General features: G+C 69.7%; 11 protein-coding genes. 6 read left to right on the top strand and 5 right to left on the bottom strand.

What is annotated here, in order from left to right:
* Positions 1-219 precede the first annotated feature (219 nt).
* A complete protein-coding gene (locus tag GobsT_RS23520) occupies positions 220-693 on the bottom strand; it encodes an MmcQ/YjbR family DNA-binding protein (protein ID WP_010048127.1) in 474 nt (157 codons plus the stop codon).
* A 171-nt stretch (positions 694-864) separates the two neighbouring features.
* Between GobsT_RS23520 and GobsT_RS23515 the strand changes: the two genes are divergently transcribed.
* The 4 genes from GobsT_RS23515 to GobsT_RS23500 all read left to right on the top strand — a co-directional run bounded on the left by GobsT_RS23515 (position 865) and on the right by GobsT_RS23500 (position 7,662).
* Complete coding sequence (locus GobsT_RS23515) at positions 865-2,127, top strand: hypothetical protein (RefSeq protein WP_010048128.1); 1,263 nt, start codon at positions 865-867, stop codon at positions 2,125-2,127.
* A gap of 149 nt (positions 2,128-2,276) precedes the next feature.
* Entirely contained in the window at positions 2,277-3,641 is a 1,365-nt protein-coding gene (locus GobsT_RS23510) for a hypothetical protein (protein WP_010048130.1), read from the top strand.
* A 459-nt stretch (positions 3,642-4,100) separates the two neighbouring features.
* Positions 4,101-6,017 (top strand): hypothetical protein, encoded by a 1,917-nt coding sequence (locus tag GobsT_RS23505; RefSeq protein ID WP_010046351.1) that lies wholly within the window; start codon positions 4,101-4,103, stop codon positions 6,015-6,017.
* 1 nt (position 6,018) lies between these two features.
* The gene (locus tag GobsT_RS23500) at positions 6,019-7,662 is read left to right on the top strand and encodes an ABC transporter permease (protein ID WP_010046353.1); all 1,644 of its coding nucleotides are present in this window, start codon (positions 6,019-6,021) and stop codon (positions 7,660-7,662) included.
* A 127-nt stretch (positions 7,663-7,789) separates the two neighbouring features.
* Here the strand turns inward: GobsT_RS23500 and GobsT_RS23495 are convergent, their stop codons facing one another.
* Together GobsT_RS23495 and aceE are read right to left on the bottom strand one after the other, a co-directional pair.
* Positions 7,790-9,445 carry a 2-oxo acid dehydrogenase subunit E2 gene (locus tag GobsT_RS23495; RefSeq protein ID WP_010046355.1) on the bottom strand — a complete coding sequence of 552 codons (1,656 nt, stop codon included), beginning with the start codon at positions 9,443-9,445 and terminating at the stop codon, positions 7,790-7,792.
* Positions 9,446-9,690: 245 nt separating this feature from the next.
* On the bottom strand, positions 9,691-12,519 hold the full coding sequence (aceE, locus tag GobsT_RS23490) for a pyruvate dehydrogenase (acetyl-transferring), homodimeric type (RefSeq protein WP_010046358.1): 2,829 nt from the start codon (positions 12,517-12,519) through the stop codon (positions 9,691-9,693).
* Between the two features lie 135 nt (positions 12,520-12,654).
* On the opposite strand from aceE, the gene GobsT_RS23485 reads away from it, so the two are divergent.
* Positions 12,655-13,728: a hypothetical protein gene (locus tag GobsT_RS23485; RefSeq protein WP_010046361.1), complete on the top strand. Its 1,074-nt coding sequence runs from the start codon at positions 12,655-12,657 to the stop codon at positions 13,726-13,728.
* Between the two features lie 481 nt (positions 13,729-14,209).
* Here the strand turns inward: GobsT_RS23485 and GobsT_RS23480 are convergent, their stop codons facing one another.
* Positions 14,210-18,112: a hybrid sensor histidine kinase/response regulator gene (locus GobsT_RS23480; RefSeq protein WP_162542139.1), complete on the bottom strand. Its 3,903-nt coding sequence runs from the start codon at positions 18,110-18,112 to the stop codon at positions 14,210-14,212.
* 385 nt (positions 18,113-18,497) lie between these two features.
* Complete coding sequence (locus GobsT_RS23475) at positions 18,498-20,216, bottom strand: chemotaxis protein CheX (RefSeq protein ID WP_109570906.1); 1,719 nt, start codon at positions 20,214-20,216, stop codon at positions 18,498-18,500.
* Between the two features lie 658 nt (positions 20,217-20,874).
* Here GobsT_RS23475 and GobsT_RS23470 point away from each other — a divergent pair.
* Positions 20,875-21,288: a cytidine deaminase gene (locus tag GobsT_RS23470; protein ID WP_010041287.1), complete on the top strand. Its 414-nt coding sequence runs from the start codon at positions 20,875-20,877 to the stop codon at positions 21,286-21,288.
* Positions 21,289-21,329 lie beyond the last annotated feature (41 nt).

The raw sequence follows: 21,329 nt of genomic DNA, 5'->3' as shown, positions 1-21,329 counted from the left end.
CCGCGCGGGGGTGGCTGACGCACGCGGCACGCGGTGCCGTCCGCACCCCACACCGCCGTGCCTGTATCGCTTCTGCGCTCAGCGCAGGTCGCGCAGTTCGAACAGCCGCGCGTTCAGTCCGTTTGCGGGCGCGTCGGTCGCCCGCGTGCTCGCTTCGTGCGCGGCGCCGAGCCGGTGCTCCCATTCGGTGGTTCAGCTTCGGGACCGGTTTTCGCGATCTCAAACAGGTTTCCCTTCGCGCCTGCTTTGTGGCTTCGGTTTTGCCGCTTTCGGCTCGGGCGCTGAAGTCGGTGTGATAGACACCACCAGCGACTCGGAACCGCCAAGTTGGGCATTCCGGGCCAGGATCAACTTTTTAGGGGCGATCGCCCGGTAGCTTTCCTCGATCCATTCTTCCAGCAGGTCTGTTGGCACCTCGTCGCCGGGCCGAAACGTGCATGTTACCCATCCGTGCCGGCCGAGCCCGTAGCCGGCCGGTGTCGCGTAGCGCTGGGTCAGCGCGTAGATGCCGGAATCGGGCAGCTTCATGCTGGTTCTGAACTGGTCACCGAGTGCTGCCATCGTGACGAATATTTTGCCCCGCACTTTGATCCCCCGGTGCCCCCACGGGAACTCTTCGGTGGCCCCGGGAAAGCCGAGCGCGTGCGTCCGAAGTGCGGCCTCGGCTTCGGCGAAGGGGGCTTGGTCCGGCATGGCTCGGCGCGCTCGTCTGTGGTAGATTGGCCCGTACCGGTGTTGTAACGTTGATGGTCGTCCGAATCGACCGGCGGCCGTTACTCCGATACAATTCCGAGTCTACCGGTTCGCGCACCGACCCGCACGCGCCGACCCGGTCGGTCCCGCCTCTCGCTGCCGAGGGACGCCATGCGCTTCGCTTTTGCACTCGCCCCACTGTTGGCCTGCGCCGCAACACTGGCCGCGGCCCCGCCGTCGCCGAACCCGTCTCAGTCTCCGAACCCGAAAGACCTCGTGGTCCCGGATACGGATCTGTCGAAGGCTCGCGATCTGGTGCGGAAGCTCGGCAGCGAGCTGTTTACCGAGCGGGAGGAGGCCGAGCACGACTTGAACGCGATGGGGCGGCTCGCCCGGAACGCCCTGCACGAGGGCGCGCACAGCGACCCGGACCCCGAAATCCGCGCCCGGTGCCGGCAACTCCTTCCCCGGGCCACCGCCATTGAGATGAAAGCCCGGCTCGACACGTTTCTGGCCGACGCCGACGGCCGGTACGAGCACGACCTGCCCGGTTGGACCCGGCTCCGCTCGACCGTCCGCGGCGAGTGGGCGGCGTTCGGGTGGACCTTCAGCACGCGGCCCCAGGCCGACAAGGCGGCCCGCGAGATGTTCGTCGAGTTCCTCAAGACCCCCGGCGGGCGCCGGCTGCTCACCGCGATCGGCACCGGAGAAAACCTCGGGCCGCTGGTGGCGGGCATGAAGAACGAACTGTACTACGCTCGCTTCCCACGCGGCGGCGGCGCGAGCCGCATCCCGAGTCAGATGGAAGTCGCGGCGGTCCTGTTCGCGGACTCGCTCACCCGGCCGAGCGCGAACGTGCGGAACACGCTGTTCACCAGCGTGCTGACCGCCTCCGGTATCGCACAAGCCGCGCAGGGGACGGACGATAAGGCGGCCGCGCTGCGGGCCGTGCTGGAGGCCTGGATCGACACGCGCACCGACGCGTACGAGATGTACGCGGCCATGACCCTGGCGAACAGCAGCCATAACCAGCCGGCGGCGTTACGGCTGGCGGTGCGGCTCTTGAGCGCGCCCGGCGCCCCCGGCTCGTACCGCGGACAGGCGATGTTGACGCTCGGCCGGTATCAGTCGAAGGAGCACCTGCCGACGCTCGAGCGGCTGATCGGCGACGACGGGATCGTCACCACAATGACGACCAGCGTCAATGGTGTGGTGACGCGGTACACCATCACGGTGGGGGATCTGGCCCTTGTGGCGGCGGTTCAACTCACCGGCCAGAAGGTCGAAGCGTACCACATTCAGGACCGGCTCAAGGGGAGCGCGGCCGCGTCGACCAGCTACACCCGGTTCCACATTCCCGAGGAGAGCCGCAAAGAGGCCGCGACGAAGTACGGGTGGTGGCGCCTCAAGCAAGCGTTGAAGGCCGCGAAGTAGTTAGCGGCGCCGCGGCCCGATCGTCTTTGTAACGGGGCGCCACAAGGCGGCCGCTTTTCTGATTGGCGCGGCCCCCCGGATAGGCCATCTTTAATGAGGTCACGCGCGGCGCGCCACCGGGGCGCCCCCTGGTGCGGCGAGGGCAACTCATGATTCGGCTTCGTGCGGCTCTGTTCGCGTGTGCGGCGCTGGTCGCGGCTCCGGTCCTCGGCGCGTCCCCGGACCCGAAGGACCTGGCTGTCGGCCCGGAACAACTGTCCAAAGCGCGCGAACTGGTCCGCCGGTTGGGGAGCGAGAACTACCGGGACCGCGAGGAGGCCCAGAACGCGCTCGCGAAAATGGGGCGCCTTGCGCGGCAGGTGCTGGTCGAGGCCGCGGGCACCGAGACCGACCCCGAGATCCGAACCCGGGCGCTGCGACTGTTGCCCAAATCCGAGGCGGACGACCTCCAGGCGCGGATCGACACCTTCCTCGCGGATACAAACAGCAAGTTCGAGCACAACCTGCCGGGGCTGAAAACGTTCCGCGCCACGCTGGGGGCCTCCGCGGGGGCACGCGCGCTGTACGTCGAGATCCTGAAGTCGCCGTACAACCTGGACATGCTGGCGGCGATGGACCGCGGCCCCGTGGAGGGCGGGCGGGCGGTATCGGACCGTCGGAACACGCTCTACAGTGACATGATCCAGCGAAACGTCGGGCGCGTCAGCACCCGCACGACCCCGCCGAAGCAGCCCACGCTCGCGGACATCGCCGCGGTGCTGCTCGCCGAGACCGTGATCCCCTACGAAGCCATTCCCAAGACGACGATCCAGTGGCAGCAGGTGAGCGGTGTGCTGCTGTTCAACCAGAACGCCTCGATAACGGCGATCAACGGGACCGGGGCGCACGCAGACGTGTACAAGGTGCTCGCCGGCCGCTGGCTCGCCACCCGTAACGACCCGCTGGACCTGTCACAGCTCGTGTACCAACTCGGCAACGGGAACCTGAGGAACTTCCCCGAAACGCTTCCGCTGCTCCGCCGCATCGTCGTTCAGGACAACGTGCAGGGGTACGCGAAGGGGCAGGCGCTGAACTTCCTGGTGCAGCAACGGGGAAAAGAGGAGGCCGCGTTCCTGAAAGCGGTCATGCGGAACGAGGTGCGGGTCGGCGACTACCCGGAGGCGTTCAAGAAGGGCGAGAACCCGGACAAGCTGGTGTCCGTAGGTGCCGAAACCATGGTGACGCAAGTTTGGTTCCAGCGGAACCAGAACGGCGGGGCCGCTGACATTCACACGGTGACGGTGCGGGACGTGGCGTTCGCGTTCACGATCACCCAGGCCGGGTTGAATATGAAGGACTTCGGGTTCGAGACCGCCCCGCACCAGAGCTTCACACCGACACCGGCCGGGTTCGGGCAGTACGCTTTCACGTCGGAGGAGAAGCGCCAGAGCGCGTTCGTGAAGTTTGGCTGGTGGCAGATGAAAGAGGGGATCAAGAAGCGAGGGATTATCCTGCCGAGCCTCCGCGACCGTTAACGGCCGGTCGTTGGACACGCGGGCCGCGCGCTCGAGTTCGAGCGCGCGGCCCGCTTTTTGGAGCCGTTGGGGCGGTCACTCGCTGCCGCCGTAGGCGCCGGTGGGGTTCGGCCGGTCCGGTGACGCCGCCGGTAGCGCCGCGGGGGGAATTCGGTCCTCGCGGGGCAAACTCGGCGGCAGCGGCGGTTGCCGCGACCCACAGGGCTCGCAGGGCACACAGCAGCGGAAACATCGGCAGCACCCGGTTCCCAGAACCAGCACCACGGCCACGACTAGCAGTACCAACGCGCGGGGGCGCATCTCCGTTTCCTCCTGCGAGAGCCGCAGGTTGCATACCCCGCCACCTCGCTCCCCACAAGGCAGACTCCGGGCGCGGTCGGCGATTGCCTCTTGCCGCGTTCGGGTGGATAATGGAAGAACAAGTCTGCCGTTCTCGACCCCGCTGCGGGACCAACGAACATGGCGATCGAGTTCAACTGCCCGCACTGCCAGCACGCTTACCGGCTCAAGGACGAACTGGCCGGTAAGACCGCGACCTGCAAGACCTGTCGCAACAAGATCACCATCCCGCAGCCGGTGACCGTTCCGGCGGGGCCGCCCCGGATGTCGGCCGAGGAGGCCGCAGAGGCCGAGGCGAAGGCCCTCGCGGCCCTCGCCGACGAGCAGGCACAGGCCGAGAGCGATCCGGCCGAGCAAGTGATCCCGGTCGAGTGCCAGCACTGTAACCACAAGTGGACCGAGCCGCTCGCCCGGGCCGGCAAGAACGCGCTGTGCCCCGAGTGCCGCCACCGGATCAAGATTCCCGAGCCCACGCAGGACCAGCTCACGGACTGGCGGCAGCAGCACACTAAACGCCCGAGCCTCGCGAAGCCCGCGTTCGAGAAGCCCGCGGACGCGATGGACATGGGCGATGTCCAGATCGTGACCGGCGTTTCGCTGAAACAGGCCGGGGCGGACGGCATCGAGTACGAGCCGCGGTCGGTCAAGCGGATGGCGGTGTTCGGGTTCGTGATCCTCGCGCTCGTCGGCGGGAGCATGTACGGCGTTGTGTCGCTGTTCCGCAGCCGGGGCGTAGCGCAGGAAGATAAGCTGATGCAGAAGAGCCTGGAGGAGTTCGGCCAGACGGTCGGCTCGCTCCCGGCGAACGAGGCACCGGCCGAAGTTCAACTGCTCGGCGCGGTGCTCTCGATCGCGGCCGGCGAGCACGCCGTGCGGCACAACGACCCGAAAAAGCTGCAAGAGGCGATCGAACACTTCGCGAAGGCGCGCGACGCGGTCCGCAAAGCCCCGCCATCCCCCGTTCGGTACGCGGTGGCCGCGGAACTCGCCGCTGCAACGCTGCTACTCGCCGGCGAAGAACAGCAGATCCGCGACCAGCTCCGCATCCGGTGGACGCCGGAATCCACCATCCGGCCGCGGCTCAACGAACGGGTCTACACGGTTCATGAGGAGCTGCGCCTCACGCTCGCGCTGTTGCAGGGAGCCGAGTTCGATTTCAAGAACCACCTCGCCCGACGGCTCGCCCGCGGCCTCGCGCAACGGGGACAGGCCGCGCTGGCGGTGGACCTCATCCCGCTGACGCTGTTCGCCCCCTTCGAACAGGATGAAGGGCGGGCGCTCATCGCGCTTGAATTGTACCGGCTCGACAAGGGCTCGCCGCTCGTGCGGAAGGTGATGGACGAACTGAAGGGCCGCGGACCGGCTCTGATGCAGGGGACACCGACGCCGTCGAGCGCCCAGACGCTGTTCCTGGCGCTCGACGGCGACAAGCCCCGGCAGTTCATCCAGCCGCCGGCGACCGACCCGGTGTCCGACGCCTCCCGACTCGCCTACGCCGGCAAGTACCTGCTCGACGGCCAGCCCGACGAGGCGCTGAAACTGGCCCAGCGCCGCGGCACCCCCGAAGGCCAGGTGCGGGCGCTGGTGCTCTGTGCGGACTGGTCCGCCGATCCCGCTCCGGCCCTCGACGCCGCGCTCGGGTTGATCGCCGCGAACCGGTCCAACAAGGCGTTTGGCTACTCGGTCCTCCGTTTGACGCAGATTGCGGCTGAGAAGGGGCGGCACGATCAGGCCAAGGAGCTGGCGAAGCTGATCGGCGACGACGGGCTCCAGGCGTGGGCGCAAGGGTCTGCGGCGGCGTTCCGGTCCGGCGCGTCGAAGGAGCGGGCCGACGACAGTTGGGCCGAACTGCCCGCCGCCGAGAAGATGCCGAAGGACCTCCGGGCCGGTCACGTTTGGGGGCGGCTGTGGGCGGCCCGGCACAACACCCGGCTCTCGCACAACCAGGGCGCCGAGGTGAAGGCGGTGAGCGCGTGGCCCACGGCGGTCGGCCCGTTCGGCCGCGCCGGGGTCGCACTCGGGCTCCAGGACCAGTAGCGTGTGGCCGTTCGCCTCGGTCGGCACGTTGGCCGTGTGGGAGTTGCGCCGGCTGGCCCGGCGCGGCCAGGCCATGCGCGTCCGGTTGGTGCTCCTCTACGCCCTGTTCCTCACGTTCCTCGGGCTGACGGCTTACTCGTTCTCCCCGTTGCCCCTGCGCCTCATTTTCCTGTCCCGCTTGCCCCCGCTCTCGTTGCGCGAGTGCGCGGAGTTCGCGAGCACGTTCGCACTGCTCACCCTCGAAGCGCAACTGATCGCCGTGGTCGCGGTGACGCCGGCGCTGGCCGCTTCGGCGGTCGCCGAGGAGAAGGACCGGCAAACGCTCCCCCTGTTGCTCATCACGCTGATGAGCGACCGGGAGATCGTGTTCGGCAAGGCGGCCGGGCGCATCGCGTTCGTGCTGGCGGCGGTGCTGGCGGGGGTGCCGGTGCTCATGATCACGGTCCTGTTCGGTGGCATTGATGTGCGGCTGCTGGGCGCGGGCTACGCTCTGACCGTTGGGACCGTGGTGCTGTGCGGTGCGATCGGCGTCGGGGCCGCGTGCCGCGCGCCCGACTTGCGGTCCGCGGTCGTCGGCGCTTACGGGCGGGCCGTGGTACTGGTGTGCGGCGCCTTCGTGCCGCCGTGTCTGTTAGCGACGCCGTTCGGCGTACTGGTGCTGGCTTCCCGGTTCCGACTTTCCGACACCGATTTCTTGGTACTCGCGGTGGGTTACCCGCTGCTTCAGGTGCTGATCGGGTTCGCGCTGCTGGCCCGGGCGGCGGGGGCGCTGCGGCTCCGCGAGGCGACGGCCGGCCCGCCACCGGTGACCACGTACCCGCCGCCGCCACGGCCGGCGGAACCGCCCCTCATCCGGCCCGAAGACGAGGTGCCGCCGGACCTCCCGCCGCTCGATCCGGCCGATCCGGTGCTGTGGAAAGAGCGGTGCGTGGGCTGGCGCCCGGCGTGGACCTTGCCGCTGGCGTCAAAGGTGCTGAGGGGGCTCGCGGCCGTGCTCGCGCTGCTGTGCCTGTTGTGGGGCACCTGGGCCCAGGTCGATCGGTTGGTGCGTGGTCTCAACGCGGGCGACGCGTCCCGGTCTCGGACTCTGTCGGCCGTTGAGGGCGGGTGGCTGCTGATGGCCGCCGGAGTTCTGGCGGCCGGGCGCTACCTCCTCCCGGTGGCGGTCGGGGTGAGCGGGGCGGTGGCGGGGGAGCGGTTCCGTGCCACACTCGATTCGCTCCTCGCCGCCCCGCTCGACCGGCGGGCCGTGCTGCGGTCGAAGGTTCAGGCGCACGCGGAACGCGGGAGCGGGTTCGTGGCGGTCGCGGTGACCGCCGTGGGGATGGCGTTCATCGCCGAACAGGGCGTGCGGGTGGGGGTAGCGGCGGCGGTACTGTCCGCATCCGGGATCGCGTTCGTTATCGCACTCGGAGCGTGGCTGACGGTTCGCTGTGTGGCGGACGTGCGGGCGTTCCGGCTGCTGCTGCCGGTGGCCCTGTTGGCGGCGGGCTGGCCGGCGGCGGTGTGGAACGCCGCGCGGAGCGAACTGGCGATCTCTCAGGAGGATTTGTTTCGCTGGCTGTTGGCCGCCGCGGCCGTCTGTGTTTTAGCCGCCGCCGGGTTGTGGTGGCGCGCGGGCCGCGATCTTGTTCGCGGTGTGTGATCGGGTTTCGGGGCTCGCGCCTCTGGCTCCGCGGCCGGGAACGTTTGTAACGTTTGGCAATGAGCCGCGGCCGCGCGGGAGCGGATGGTGTGCCGCTCCCGCGCGATCACGACTGCCTGCTTCGGGCTCACGTTTCCATGAGGAGCCGCAGTGGGTCGCTGAAGAGTTGCGCGAGCCGCACCGTGAACCGGCACCCGTCGGCGCCGTCGATGACCCGGTGGTCGTAGGTCAGGCTCAGCGGCATCATCAGCCGGGCGACGATCTGGCCGTCCTTTACGATCGGCTGCATCGCCGACTTCGACAGCCCGAGAATGGCCACCTCCGGGTAGTTTACGATCGGGGTGAACGCGGTCCCGCCGATCCCGCCGAGGTTGGTGATGGTGAACGTGCCGCCGCGCATCTCGTCGATGCTCAGCTTGTTGTCACGCGCCTTGACCGCGAGGGCAGAGACCTCCGCGGCGAGGTCGCGGATGCTCTTCTTGTCGGCGTCGCGGATCACTGGCACCACCAGCCCGCGCTCGGTATCGACCGCGATGCCGATGTGGAAGTACTTCTTGAGGATCAGCTTCCCGGCGTTCATGTCGTAGGAGCTGTTGAACCGCGGGAACTCCTTGAGCGCCGCGACGCACGCCTTGATGGCGAGCACCGTCATCGTGATCTTGGAGGCGCCCTTCGGGAGCTGGTCCACGAACCGCTTGCGGCCCGCTTCGAGGTCCGTGATGTCGGCCAGCTCGTGCTGGGTCACCATCGGCATGGTGCGCCAGCCGGCGGTGAGGTTCTTCGCGATCGTCTGGCGGATGGTCGCAACGTCGGCGACCTCGACCGCGCCGTACTTCGAGAAGTCGGGCAGCGGCGGGAGCGCGTACTTGTTAACGACGACCGCGTCGGCCGCGAGCGCCCCGCCCGCGCTGCCGCTCTCCTTGGCGCGGGTGCGCTCGCCCTTCACGAAGCCCTTGAGGTCGTCCAGGGTGACGCGGCCGCCGCGGGCCGTGCCCTTGACCTCGGCGAGCGCGACGCCCAGCTCGCGGGCCAGTTTACGCGTAGCCGGGCCGGCTGGAATAATCGCCTTTGTGGCGCCGTTGCTCCCGTTGGCGGACGCCGCATGCGTCGGCTGCGGTTGGGGCTTTGCCTGTTCAGTGGCGGGTTGTTTCGTCGCGGGCGGCTGGGGAGTTGGGGCGGACGCCTTCGGCTGCGGTTGAGGTGCAGCCCCGCCGTTGAGCGTTAGCAGCGGGCCGCCGATGCTCACCTTGTCGCCGGGCTTGACGTGGACCGCCTCGACGGTGCCGTCGGCTTCGGCGGCCACTTCCATCGCGGCCTTGTCGGTTTCGATCGCGACAACGTTCTGGCCGGCTTTCACAGCGTCGCCGGCTTTGACGAACACCGCGGTGATGGTCCCGCCCTCAATGCCCTCGCCGAGCGCGGGGAGCGCGAACGCGGTCGCCGCGCCGCTCGACGGAGCGGGCGCCGGAGCGGCCTTTGGGGGCGGCTCGGGTTTCGCCTCGGCCGCGGCTTTCGCGGCCGGTTTCGCTTCCGCCTTCGGTTCGGCCTTTTGGCCGCCGCCGAGTTTCAGGAGTGGGGCGCCGATGCTCACCTTGTCGCCGGGCTTCACCAGCACAGCGTCCACGGTGCCGTCGGACTCGGCATTGACTTCCATCGACGCCTTATCGGTCTCGACGGACATCACCGGCTGACCGGTGGTGACCGTGTCGCCGGGCTTCACCAGCACGGAGGTGATGGTTCCGCCCTCAATGCCCTCGCCCAGGTTCGGCAGATGAAAGTCCATGTGTGGCTCTTTATGCTTGCTTCGCGTGCTGTCGAAGGTTCGAAAGTCGAAGGTCGTAAAGCCGGAGATTGTTGTGCGGCTTTACGACCTTCGGGTTGGCAACGTGTGAGCCGGTCCTCATACATGAACCCGCAACGGGTGCCGCTTTCTTGACGAGCCGCGACCGCCAGGGAGCGGGATACGTGGCACCGCTCCCTGGCGGTCGCGGCTCGTCAAGAAAGCGGCAATATTACCGGGTATGTGTATCAGACCGTCCACGGGTGCGGTGCGCCCGGGTTCAGGCCCAGTTCCGCGACCGCCTTTTTGACGGTGCCGGGGTCGAGTTGCCCTTGTTGGAACAGCGAGTAGAGCGCCGCGACCGCCACGTTCTCGGCGTCCACTTCAAAGAACCGACGGAGCGCCTTGCGGGTTTCCGAGCGGCCGAAGCCGTCGGTGCCCAGCGCGAGCAGCCGGCCGTTGAGGTACGGTGCCACGGTCTCGGGCAGCGCCCGCATGTAGTCGCTGGTGGCGACGATCGGCCCCTTGGTGTTGCCCAGCACCTGGGAGACGTAGGGCGTTTTCTTCGGCGCGTCCGGGTGCAGCCGGTTGTGGCGCTCGCACTCGATCGCGTCCTTGCGGAGCATCTGGTAGCTGGTCGCGCTGTACACGGTACTGGCGACGCCGTACTTCTCGGCGAGGATGCCTTGCGCCCGCAGCGCCTCGTTCAGGATCACACCGCTGCCGAGCAGTTGCACCTCGAGCTTTGCGCCCTCGGGCCGCACCGTCTTCACCGGGTACAGGCCTTTGATGATGCCCGCGCGAACGTCTTCGTTCGGCATCGCGGGCATGTCGTAGCTTTCGTTGTAAATGGTGAGGTAGTAGAAGCACTCCTCGCCCCGCACGTACATCGCGTTGATGCCCTCCTCGACGATCACCGCGAGCTCGTAGGCGAACGCGGGGTCGTAGGTGCGGCACGTGGGGATGGTCATGGCGACGAGGTGGCTGTGGCCGTCCTCGTGCTGGAGCCCCTCGCCGTTGATGGTGGTGCGGCCGGCGGTGGCGCCCATCAGGAACCCGCGGCAGCGGGCGTCGGCGGCGGCCCAGGCGAGGTCGCCGATCCGCTGGAACCCGAACATCGAGTAGTAGATGTAGAACGGGATCGTGTTGACGCCGTGCGTGCTGTACGCGGTGCCGGCCGCGATCCAACTCGCCATGCTGCCCGCCTCGTTGATCCCCTCCTGGAGGATCTGGCCGGTCTTCGACTCCCGGTACTCCGACAGCGAGCCCTTGTCGACCGGCGTGTAGAGCTGCCCGACGCTGGAGTACATGCCGAACGCCTTGTACATCGGCGGCATGCCGAACGTCTGGCCCTCGTCGGGCACGATCGGCACGAGGAGCTGGCCGACGTTCGGGTCGCGGCAGAGCTGGGTCATGAGGTTGACCCACGCGAGCGTCGTGGACTGGCCCTTGCCCGCGATCGTGGCCGCGTACAGCCGCTCGAACCCCTTGCGCTCCGGGGGGCGGCACGGCACGAACTGGTTGTTGCGGAACGGCTGCGGCCCGCCGAGCGCGGCGCGGCGCGCCCGGACGTACTTGGCCTCGGGGCTGTCGGCCGACGGCCGGTAGAACGGGATGTGTTCCAGCTCCTCGTCGGAAATGGCCGGCAGCTCGAACCGCTCGCGGAACTGGCGGAGCGCGGCGAGCATCTGGCGCTTCGCCTTCTCCTCCGGCTTCATGTCGGGCACGGCCTCGATCTGCACCGCCAGCTTCTTGAGCTGGTGCGTGGTGAACTTGCCCTGGCCGCCGTCGCCGGGGATGCCGTAGCCCTTCACCGTCTTCACGAGGATGACGGTCGGCTGCCCCTTGTGTTCGGTCGCGGTCTTGTACGCCGCGTACACCTTCAGCGGGTCGTGCCCGCCGCGCTTGAGGGCCGCGACCTGCTTGTTCGAGAGGTGCTCGACCAGCGCCTTCAGCTCCGGCGTGTTGAAGAACGTGTCGCGGATGTACTGGCCGCGGCGCTCGGCGTCCTCCTCCTCGCTGATCAGCTTCCCGGCCTTCACCTCGTCGGCCGTCCGCATGTCGCGGCCGACGTAATTGCAGTACTCGCCGTCCACCACCTCCATCATGCGGCGCGACAGCGCCCCGGTGTGGTCGTTTCTGAGTAGCTCGTCCCAGTCGGTCCCCCAGACCACCTTGATGACGTTCCACCCGGCGCCGCGGAAGATCCCTTCGAGCTCCTGGATGATCTTCGAGTTGCCGCGCACCGGGCCGTCGAGCCGCTGCAAGTTGCAGTTGATGACCCAGGTGAGGTTGTCGAGCTTCTCGCGGCCCGCGAGGCTGATCGCGCCGAGCGATTCCGGCTCGTCGCACTCGCCGTCGCCGAGGAACGCCCAGACGCGGGCCTTGTCCGTTTGGGCCAGGCTCCGGTCGTGCAGGTACCGGTTGTACCGCGCGTGGTAAATGCTCATGATCGGGCCGAGGCCCATCGACACCGTCGGGTACTGCCAGAAGTCCGGCATCAGCCACGGGTGCGGGTAACTCGAGATCCCGCCGCCCGGCTGGAGCTCCTGGCGGAAGTTCGTGAGCTTGATCTCGTCGAGTCGGCCCTCGACGAAGGCCCGCGAGTACATGCCCGGGCTGGCGTGGCCCTGGAAGAACACCACATCGCCGGGGTGGTCCGCGGACTTCCCGTGGAAGAAGTGATTGAAGCCGATTTCGTACAGGGTGGCCGCCGACGCGAAGGTGGAGATGTGGCCGCCGACGTTCGTGTTCTTGTTCGCCTTGAGCACCATCGCCATCGCGTTCCAGCGGACGATGCTCTTGATCTTCCGCTCGACCGCGCGGTCACCGGGGAAGGGGGCTTGCAACTCGACCGGAATGGTGTTGACGTACGGCGTCGTGATCCCGCCGGGCATTTTTGCCCCGCCGCGCTCGGTCGCGGCGATCAGCGTCTCGAGCAGGAACTTCGCCCGCTCCGGACCGCCGTGCTTGAGTACGGCCTCCATCGCGTCGAGCCATTCGGTCGTTTCCTGCGGGTCCACGTCGTCGGGGAGTCGAGCGCTGGTGTGTGCCAACACGTCGGGGGTGACGAGCATCGACAACGTCCTCGTGAGCGGGCGGATGGCAGGGCAGGAACCGCGAGTGGCTCGGCTCTTCTAGCAAGGTTAGGATAGGTGGGTCCTTCCGCGTCGTCTATACGACCGGACGCCGCCCGAGACCGGGAGCCACGCATGCGCTTGCTGCCCATTATACCCCTCACTCTCGGCACCCTCATGGCGCTGGCCGCGGCGGAACCGTCGAAGCCGCCGGTTCCGGCCCCGACCGCCGTGACGTTCGCCAAGGCCGGCGCGCCGCTGGGAGAGGTCGTCGCGGAGTTGTCGAAGCAGTCCGGGGTGCCGATCGCGGTACCGCCGTTGCTTGTCAACGCCAAGTGCGGGGCCGCGTTCGACAAGGCGCCGTTCTGGTCCGCGTTGCAGCAGAGCGCCGACACGTCGGGCGCACGGATCGTGGTGCGCGAGAGCGGGGCGCGGGTGGAACTGCTCCCGCGCGGCGACTCGAAAGAGATCGCCGCTACGAGCGGTCCGTTCCGGGTGGTCGCGAAGGGGGTCACCGGCCGCGCGCTGCTCGACGCGGGCGCCACGTTCCACGAGGTCGCCTTGCTGGCCCATTGGGAGCCGCGACTGAAGGTGTACCGGATCGACACCACGCCGCGGGTCAGCAAGGTGACCGACGACCGGGGGTCGAAACTCCGGGACACGGGCGGGTCGGCCCAGGTGCTTCCGTCCGGCGCGACCGCCGAGATGAAAGTGCAGATCGAGGGCGTCCCGCGGACGGCCCAGCGTCTGACCGCGCTCGCGGGGGCGTTTCACGCGACCGTCGCCGACCGGCTGCTGGAGTTTAAGTTCGAGGCGCCCGGTGGAGCGCTGCCGCCGCCGCAAACGTTGGGAGGCGTGACGGGCGCGCTAAAAAAGCTTCAAAAGAAAGGCAACACATGGGAGGTCGTGCTGGAACTCGGTTACCCGTCCGGGCAGCCGGTGTTTCAGAGCTTCGAGGGGCAACCGTGGCTCCGCGACAACCGGCTGCGGCTCCGCTCGCCGGACGGGAACTTCGTAACGATCGACGAGTACGAGATTCCGCAGCCGGAACAGACGAGCCCGCTGCGCGTCATCCATCGGTTCGACGAGAACGCGAAGGCGGGGTTCGCTAACCCGACCGGGAAAGGGTGGGCGCTCGTGTACGAAACGCCCGCGCCACTCGCCGATGTGACCGTACCGTTCGAGTTCAAAGACGTACCCCTGCCGTAGTGAAGAGGTGGTGCGCGGAAGTTCCGATTGCTCACCGGTTGTGGACCCTACCGGCCAGTGGCGATACGACTCAAATGTCTGGAGCTGAAGAGCTTCGGGTCAAAAGTCCGATCGTCGAAAGTCGTACAGTCACAAATCCAGTGATAATGATGGTTTGTGACTGTACGACTTGCTGACTTGACGACTTTTGACTCGCAGTCCTGAAGGTTCACGAGGCGCCCGCTTGTCGGCGTGGGTGATCGGGATGTCGGCGAGGGGCGGTCCGATGGCAGCCGGAAACGAGTTGAAGTCGATTCCGCAACCCCAATGATGTGAGCAACTGGAAGGGCTGATATCGGCGGTTCGACCACGACCCGCCCGGCGTCTTGAAGGCAGCAGCGGTTGCCGCTTGTATTCACGTCGCTGGGCTCGGTGCGGGGCGGGTGAACGTCATTTGTGTTGCACCGGCCTCGCTGTGGCGGCGATCAAGACGGTCGCCCATTTACCCGGACGTGTTCCGAACTGTTGCCGCTTGGCCGTGCTGCCGTGAGACGGTTGCCAGGAGTGCTGTCAGCTCCTGATGGTTCACCGGCTTCGTGAGGTGGTGGTCGAAGCCGGCCCCGCGCGTCTGCCGGCGGTCGTCCTCCGTTCCCCACCCGGTGACGGCCACGAGCAGCGCCCCGACCCCCTCCGGCAGTTCCCGGATCGCCTGCGCCACCCCGCAGCCGTTCGTCCCCGGTAGCCCGAGGTCGAGGAGCACCGCGTCGGGGCGGAACTCGCGCACCAACGCGAGCGCGCGCGGGCCGTCGTGCGCCACCGCAACGGTGTGCCCGCACCCCGACAGGACCCACGAGAAGCTCTGCGCGACGGCCTCGTTGTCGTCCACGACGAGCACCCGGAGCGGTCCGGCGGGCGCCGGCTGCGGGCCGGGCGGGGGCGGCTCGTTCGTCGCGGCGAGCGGGAGCCGGATCACGAACTCGGCCCCCCGGCCCGGCCCCGCGCTGCGCGCGTCGATCGCCCCCCCGTGCAGCTCGACGATTTGTTGCGCCAGGGTCAGCCCGACGCCCAGGCCGCCGGGGGCCTGTTCCTGGAGGCGCCGCTCCTGGACGAACATGTCGAACACGCGGGGCAGCAGTGCCGGGTCGATGCCGGCGCCGTCGTCGCGCACCCGGACCACCGCCTCCGTTCCGTCCCGGTCCAGCGCGAGCCAGACGTTTCCGCCGGGCGGGGTGTACTTGGCGGCGTTCGTCAGGAGGTTCGAGACGACCTGCGCCAGCCTGACCGCGTCCCCGCGCACGATCACCGGCTCCGAGCGGCGCTCGAGCGACAGTCGGTGCCCCGCGGCGCGGATGTGCGGGGCGCTGGTCTCGACCGCCGTTCGGATCACGTCCGCGAGCGCGACCGGCTCGCACCGCAGTTCGACCGCGCCGCGCCGCACGCGGCTCAGGTCCGTCAGGTCGTCGACCAGCCGGGTGAGCAACCGGACCTGCCCCGCGAGCAGCGCACCGGCCTCCCGCAGCCGCCCGTCGTCGAGCCCGCCGGAGCCCAGGAGGTGGGCCACGTCGGCGATCGGGGCCAGCGGGTTCCGCAGCTCGTGCGCCAGGGTCGCCAGGAACGCGTCCTTTTGGACGTCGGCCCGGAGCAGCGAGGCCTCGCGCTGCTTCTGCTCTTCGATGTCGGTGGCGGCGCCGAACCAGCGGCGGGTTCCGCCCGGCCCGCCCACGGGCTTGGCGCGCGCGAGGAACCAGCGGTACACCCCGTCGGCCCGTTTCAGCCGCACCTGCGCCTCGTGCTCCCCCCCCCGCGCCCGCGCCTCGCGCCAGGACCGCCGGTAGTGTTCTCGGTCGTCCGGGTGGACGGCCCCCGCCCAGCCCTGCTCGCGCGCCTGGTCGGCCGTGCGGCCGGAGTACTCCCGCCACCGGGCGTTGGTGTACTCGGGGCGCCCGTCGCGGTCGCTCACCCAGATGATGTGCGGGGACTCGTCGGCGAGGAGCCGGAACAGCTCCTCGCGGGCGCGCAGGTCGTCCTCGGCGCGCCGCCGGGCGGTGATGTCGATCGCGACCCCGCCGAGGGCGATGACGCGCCCGTCGGGGCCGGAGACGGGGAACCGGACGGTCGAGAAATGGGTCGGCCCGTCGGGGGTGCGTACCGTTTCTTCCGAGACCTGGGGCACACCGGTGCTGAGGGCGTGGCCGTCCCGCTCGGCGATTTTGCGCGCGAGCGGGGCCGGGAACGCTTCGGCCGGCGTCCGCCCGAGCACGTCCGCGGCCCGCACCCCGAGCGCCGCCTCGCACCGCGGGTTGAACAGCAGGTACCGCCCGTCCGCCCCGGTCATGAAGATCAGCGCCGGGCTGTGATCGACCAGCTTCTGGAGGACCGCCCGCGTCCGCTGCAGCTCCAGCTCGGCGGTCTTGCGCGCGGTCACGTCGGTGATGGTGCCGAGCATCCGCACCGGCCGCCCGTCGTCGGCGTACGCGGCGCGGCCCCGGGCCGCGACCCAGCGCCCGCCCCCGTTCGGGAACACCACCCGGAACTCGCACTCGAACAGGTCGCGGGCCGCGACCGCCCGGCGGGCCGCCGCCCACACCCGCTCGCGGTCCTCGGGGTGGAGCACCCGGTCCACCCCGTGTGCGGTGCCGTCGAACGCCCCGCCCGGGTGGAACGACGCGGGGACCTGGTCCGATTGCCACGCGATCGTGCCGCCGGTCAGGTCCCAGCTCCAGAGCCCCGTCGCCGATGCTTCCAGCGTGCGCCGCAGTTGCTCCTCGCTCTCCCGCAGCGCGTGCTCCGCCGCGAGCTGCGCGGTCACGTCCTGCGCCATGACCAGGCGCGCGGGCCGGCCGCGGAACTCGAGCGGGTGGGAGTAGATGCGGGCCTGGATCAGGTCCCCGCTCTTGAGTCGGTGGCGCCACACGCCCGAGTCGGACAGCTTCCCGCCCGCCGCGGCGACCGCGCCCGGCAGCCGCGCCGCGTCCTCGGCGGGGCGGATGTCCCGAAGGGTCATCGCCAGGAACTCGTCCGCCGTGTACCCGTACTTCGCCACCGCCGCCGGGTTGACCGCCAGGAACGCCAGCGTTTCCGTGTGGTACACCCACATCGGTAGCGGGTTGCACTCGAACAGCAGCCGGTAACTCTCCTCGCTCGCCCGCAGCGCCGCCCGGGCCGCGACCTGCGCGGTGACGTCCCGGGCGAGGGTGACGGCGAGGCGCCGCCCGCCGGCGGTGAACGGGCGGATCCGCAGCTCGACGGGGAAGACCCGGCCGGACGTGTGCCGGTGCCGGGTCTCGCACGCGATCGTCTCCCCGGCGTTTAACCGCTCGGAGTTGTTCGCGAGCTGCTGCGGCGTGAGGTCCGGGTCGAACGCGAGCGGGGAGAGGCCGACCAGCTCGGCCCGCTCGCACCCGAGGGACGCGAGCGCCTGGCGGTTGACGTCCAGCACCGTGCCGCGGTCGTCGTGGAGGAAGAACGCGTCGGCGGCGTGGTCGGCGAACGCCCGGAACCGCTGCTCGCTGGCCCGCAACTCGTCCTCGGCGCGGCGCCGGTCGGTCACGTCGTGGCTCGTGACCACCACCAGCTCCGTGCCGCCCGCGGGGCCGGGCACGCGGGTCCCGCTGTACTGTACCACCCGCTCGACCGGCACGTCCGTGCGCCGCACCGTCAGTTCGCACACGCCCACGTCCTCGCCGCGCAGCAGCCGGGAGAGGGGCCATTCGTCGAACCGCAGCGGCGGGCCGCCGACCGGCGCCAGGACGAACGTGTCCCGGAGCGCGGCGAGGTTCCGCCGTGCCTGTTCGACCCGCTCGTACCCGTGCATCCGCACCGCGGCCGGGTTCAGGTCCAGCAGGTTCCCGGCGGCGTCCGACACCACGACTCCGTCGGCGAGGCGGTCCAGCGCGGCGCGCAGGTACGCCGTGGTCCGGTCGGCCGCTTGTTGCGCGCGCTTCTGGTCGGTGAGGTCCCGCACGACCACGACCGCCCCCGGCGGCCCGGAAGCGGCGGACCAGGTGACCCGGCGCGCGGCGTAAACCCGCCCCTCGCTCCCCGGCACCTCGACCGACTGGCCCGCGGGGCCGCGCCGACGGAGCCAGTCCGCGAGCCCGGCGGGCAGGCACGCGTTCGCCTCACGACCGACCAGTTCGGCCGCGGGCGGCCCCGCGAGCGCGGCCGCCTCTGCGTTCGCGAAGAGCACCCGCTCCCGGTGGTCCAGGACGAACACCGCGTCTGCCACCGCGTCCATCGCCCGTCGGAGGTACGCCGTCGCGCGGGCCTCGGGTTCGTGCCGCCGGAGCCGCACGAACCCGAGGCCCGCGGCCGCGCCGATGGCGAGCCCCCCGGCGGCCCACACCCCCGGGGGGAGCCGGCCCGAGTCGTCCGCGGCGCACAGCGCCCCCAACAGGATCAGCACCGGCCACGGTCCGAAGGGGGCGTGTGCGACCGGTCCGTTTGCGGTGCCGTGCGATGCTACCGGAGCGGCCCCGCTTGGGCCGCGCGTTCGCTGTTTGGTCATCAGAGAGGTTGTCAACCGGGTCGGCGGGCGCGGGGCGCAAGTTGCCCGTGGCCCATTGTTGAGACTACGCAACCGCCCCGGTCGGTCTCAAGAGCCAAACGGGGCACGGCTCGCGGGGGTGTGATGTCAGGGATGAAGTGTGGGAATTGGGCGGCGGTACCGCTTTCGGTCCGTCGGTTCGCCGGGCGGGGGGCACTTCGGGTGCGGACCGCCTCCGTGCCAGCGGCGGGCCGGGCGCGCACCGTTTTAAGGTGCGCGCCCGGCCCGCCGCTGGCGCGCGTGACTACTTCTTTGGCGCCGCTTCCTTGCGTGCCGGCAGTGCCAGGCGCAACGTGTCCCCGTCCGTCGCCCACGTGACGCTGGTCCCGTCCATGAGGACGTTGAGGAACTCGGGCAGCGTGAGGTGGTCGATCTCGATCGGGCCGACCGCCCACTTCAGTTGCGCGGCCGCGTCGCTGTTCACCTGCACCTTCCAGCCGGCGGTGGCGGCGAGCGCGTTGAGCACCTCAAGCGCCGGGCGGCGGGAGAGGCTACCGCTCACCTGGAGCATTTTCGGCGCGCCGAGGATGCGGTGCACCTCGAACGTGTCACCGGTCGGGGTGGGGGGGGGCGCGCTCGTCGGCAGCCATTCGAGCCCGTTGGTCGGGCTGGCGGAGAGCAGGGGGCGTGCGCTCGCGTCCCGGGGCAGCGGCTTCGCGCCGGCCGCCTGCAGCGCGATCCGCGCCTGGAGGTGTTGAATGTCCTTGCGCACCGCCGTGCCGCGGAAGCCGGGGGCGCCGGACCGCAGCAGCGCGCGGTTCGTCAGCGCGCGGGCGATCACGTACGACCCGTCCTGCGTGGCGCACCGGGCCTGGCCGAGTAGCGCGACCACCGACGTGACCGTGTCCGGGTCCGCCTCGGCGCGCTGGTACGCCCCGGCGGCCTCGCCCCAGCGGCCCTGGCCCTCGAGGCACAGGGCCTCGCGGAGCGTCAGCGCGGTTTCGCTCGGTCGGGGGTCCTTCTTCGCGGCCTTGAAACACGCCTTGAGGGCGTCGTCGAACTGGTCGCTCCGGATCAGCTCGTCGATCTCTGCGGTCGGGGCCTTCGGCGCGGCCGCGCCCTCGGCGTGCTCCGCGGCCGCGGGTTCGGGCGGCGGCCCGTGCGGGCCGCCGGCCGCAATGAGGCTGACCAACCCGCCCCACCCGGCGCAGGCCAGCACCAGCACCAGCGGCATCAACCGGGAGCCCCCCTGGACGACGACGGTTTGCACCGCCGGGCCGGCCGTCAGACCGGCGGCGCGTGCGGCGGCGTCGAGGGCGTCCTGCTCGGCCATCTGCCGCTCGGCCTCGGCCATCGCCGCGGCCCAGGCGTCCTGTGACGGGTCCGGCGCGGCGTGAGGTGCCGGGGCGGCGGCGGGCGCCGGGGCGGGAGCCAGGGTGCCCACCGGCGCGGGCGTCACGGGCGGCGCGGGCGGGTCCGAACCGCCCCACCGGGTGGCCGCCTCCGGGCTCTCCTCTTGGCCCGGCGCCGCCAGGGGCTTGGGCGTCGCGACCAGGTCGAACCAGCACGTGCCCGCCGGGCCGGAGAACACGAACCGCGTGGCGGGCGCGTCCGTGGGCATCATCATGGACACGTTGCTCCCACGCACCGTCGTGGGGAGCGACATCCGGGCCTCGATCTTCTGCTTCGCCAGCCGGCCGACGACGTCCCCGGCGATCACGTTCACGATCTCACCGATCACGTCGCCCATATCCACGCTGTCGAACGGGATGTCGAACCCGGCGAACGTGCGGGCGAGTCCGACCGCGGCCTCCTCGGGGAACGCCAGCGCGAACGCCCACTGGATGTCGCCCACGAACGAGATGGTGCTCATGATGCCCGCCTGGTCGACGGCGTCATCAATCTGCGCGTCCGGGACGTGCGTCAGCCCGCACGAACCGCTGAAGAAGGTGGCCGCCGCGCCCTCGACGGCCTCGCTCACGGCGGGCGGGAACGTGTTGGCGGTGGGTAGTGTTGCGACCATCGGTCTGTACTCGGTCGATGTCTGGGGCGGTGCGTCAGAGGGGCGCTTCGGTTACGCGCGGCGAGCTGCGCTCGTTCGCTTGTGCCCCGTCGGCGCGTGCAGGTGTTAAGAGCATAAAACGCGAATCGCGGGTTAACAAATTGCTGCGGTTTGCGGTGCGGGCTCATAATCTCCGCTCGCACAACAAGCTGTCGCCACTCACCGGTCTCCTCGCATCCGGCGCGACATTTTCGGTCCCGGGTGCAGGCGGGGCGTGAGGTGCGAGCGAACCCTCGTGCGCCGGCGCGAATTCGGCCCTCGGGTTCCAGAGTCTTGCCGATCCGGAGAGAACAAAATTCTGCGGCGGCGGAGCGCCGGGCGGACCGCGGCTGCGTGTGAAGGTGATTCCAGTAGTTTCAATTAGAGTTGCGAGTGGCACGAATCGTTGGAGCGTTTTGGCGGCCACTGGGCCAAATTAGAACCTGGAACTCGAAGCTATTGTGTTTTCCTTGGCTGTCGCTAGTAAATTAACACGTTAAAGCAACCGGTGAGCCCAGCAGCGTTTTCTGGCTAAGGCCGCGCACACAGGATTTGATCGCCGGCCCGGCTGCGGCGTTTGGCGCGCCGGTGCAGGGAGAGTGTGGCGCATCCAAACGGTCAACACGACGCGAGAGAACGTATGACCCCTCTGGACGACTCGACCCTCGCAGAACTGATTCGTCGCGCCCGGGCCGTCGCGGCGCGTGCCTACGCCCCGTACAGCCGGTTCCGGGTGGGGGCTGCGGTTCTCACCGGCGACGGGACCGTCTTCGACGGGTGCAACGTCGAGAACGCGTCCTACGGGCTCACGATCTGCGCAGAGCGAAACGCCGTCTTTCAGATGGTCGGGAGCGGGCGCACCGACGTTGCGGCGGTCGTGATCTACACGCCCACGCCCGAGCCCACGGCCCCTTGCGGGGGGTGCCGGCAAGTGATCAACGAGTTCGGACCGAACGCGCTCGTCGTGAGCGTGTGCGACGGCCCCGGCGTCATCACCCAGCGGCTGGCCGAACTGCTTCCCGGCGCCTTCGGTCCGAGTAATCTCGGCTCGTAGTCGCGCACGTTTACCCGATCAGGTTGTCCAGTTCGCTCATG

The organism is Gemmata obscuriglobus (genome assembly GCF_008065095.1).
GTDB classification, from domain to species: domain Bacteria; phylum Planctomycetota; class Planctomycetia; order Gemmatales; family Gemmataceae; genus Gemmata; species Gemmata obscuriglobus.
This window is presented reverse-complemented; position numbering and strand designations above follow the sequence as displayed.

What these genes read in the sequence shown, in the direction of transcription:
- GobsT_RS23510 (WP_010048130.1), top strand. Translation starts at nt 2,277, where the DNA reads ATGATTCGGCTTCGTGCGGCTCTGTTCGCGTGTGCGGCGCTGGTCGCG.
- GobsT_RS23475 (WP_109570906.1), bottom strand. Translation starts at nt 20,216, where the DNA reads ATGGTCGCAACACTACCCACCGCCAACACGTTCCCGCCCGCCGTGAGC.
- GobsT_RS23505 (WP_010046351.1), top strand. Translation starts at nt 4,101, where the DNA reads ATGGCGATCGAGTTCAACTGCCCGCACTGCCAGCACGCTTACCGGCTC.
- GobsT_RS23520 (WP_010048127.1), bottom strand. Translation starts at nt 693, where the DNA reads ATGCCGGACCAAGCCCCCTTCGCCGAAGCCGAGGCCGCACTTCGGACG.
- aceE (WP_010046358.1), bottom strand. Translation starts at nt 12,519, where the DNA reads ATGCTCGTCACCCCCGACGTGTTGGCACACACCAGCGCTCGACTCCCC.
- GobsT_RS23485 (WP_010046361.1), top strand. Translation starts at nt 12,655, where the DNA reads ATGCGCTTGCTGCCCATTATACCCCTCACTCTCGGCACCCTCATGGCG.
- GobsT_RS23470 (WP_010041287.1), top strand. Translation starts at nt 20,875, where the DNA reads ATGACCCCTCTGGACGACTCGACCCTCGCAGAACTGATTCGTCGCGCC.
- GobsT_RS23495 (WP_010046355.1), bottom strand. Translation starts at nt 9,445, where the DNA reads ATGGACTTTCATCTGCCGAACCTGGGCGAGGGCATTGAGGGCGGAACC.
- GobsT_RS23515 (WP_010048128.1), top strand. Translation starts at nt 865, where the DNA reads ATGCGCTTCGCTTTTGCACTCGCCCCACTGTTGGCCTGCGCCGCAACA.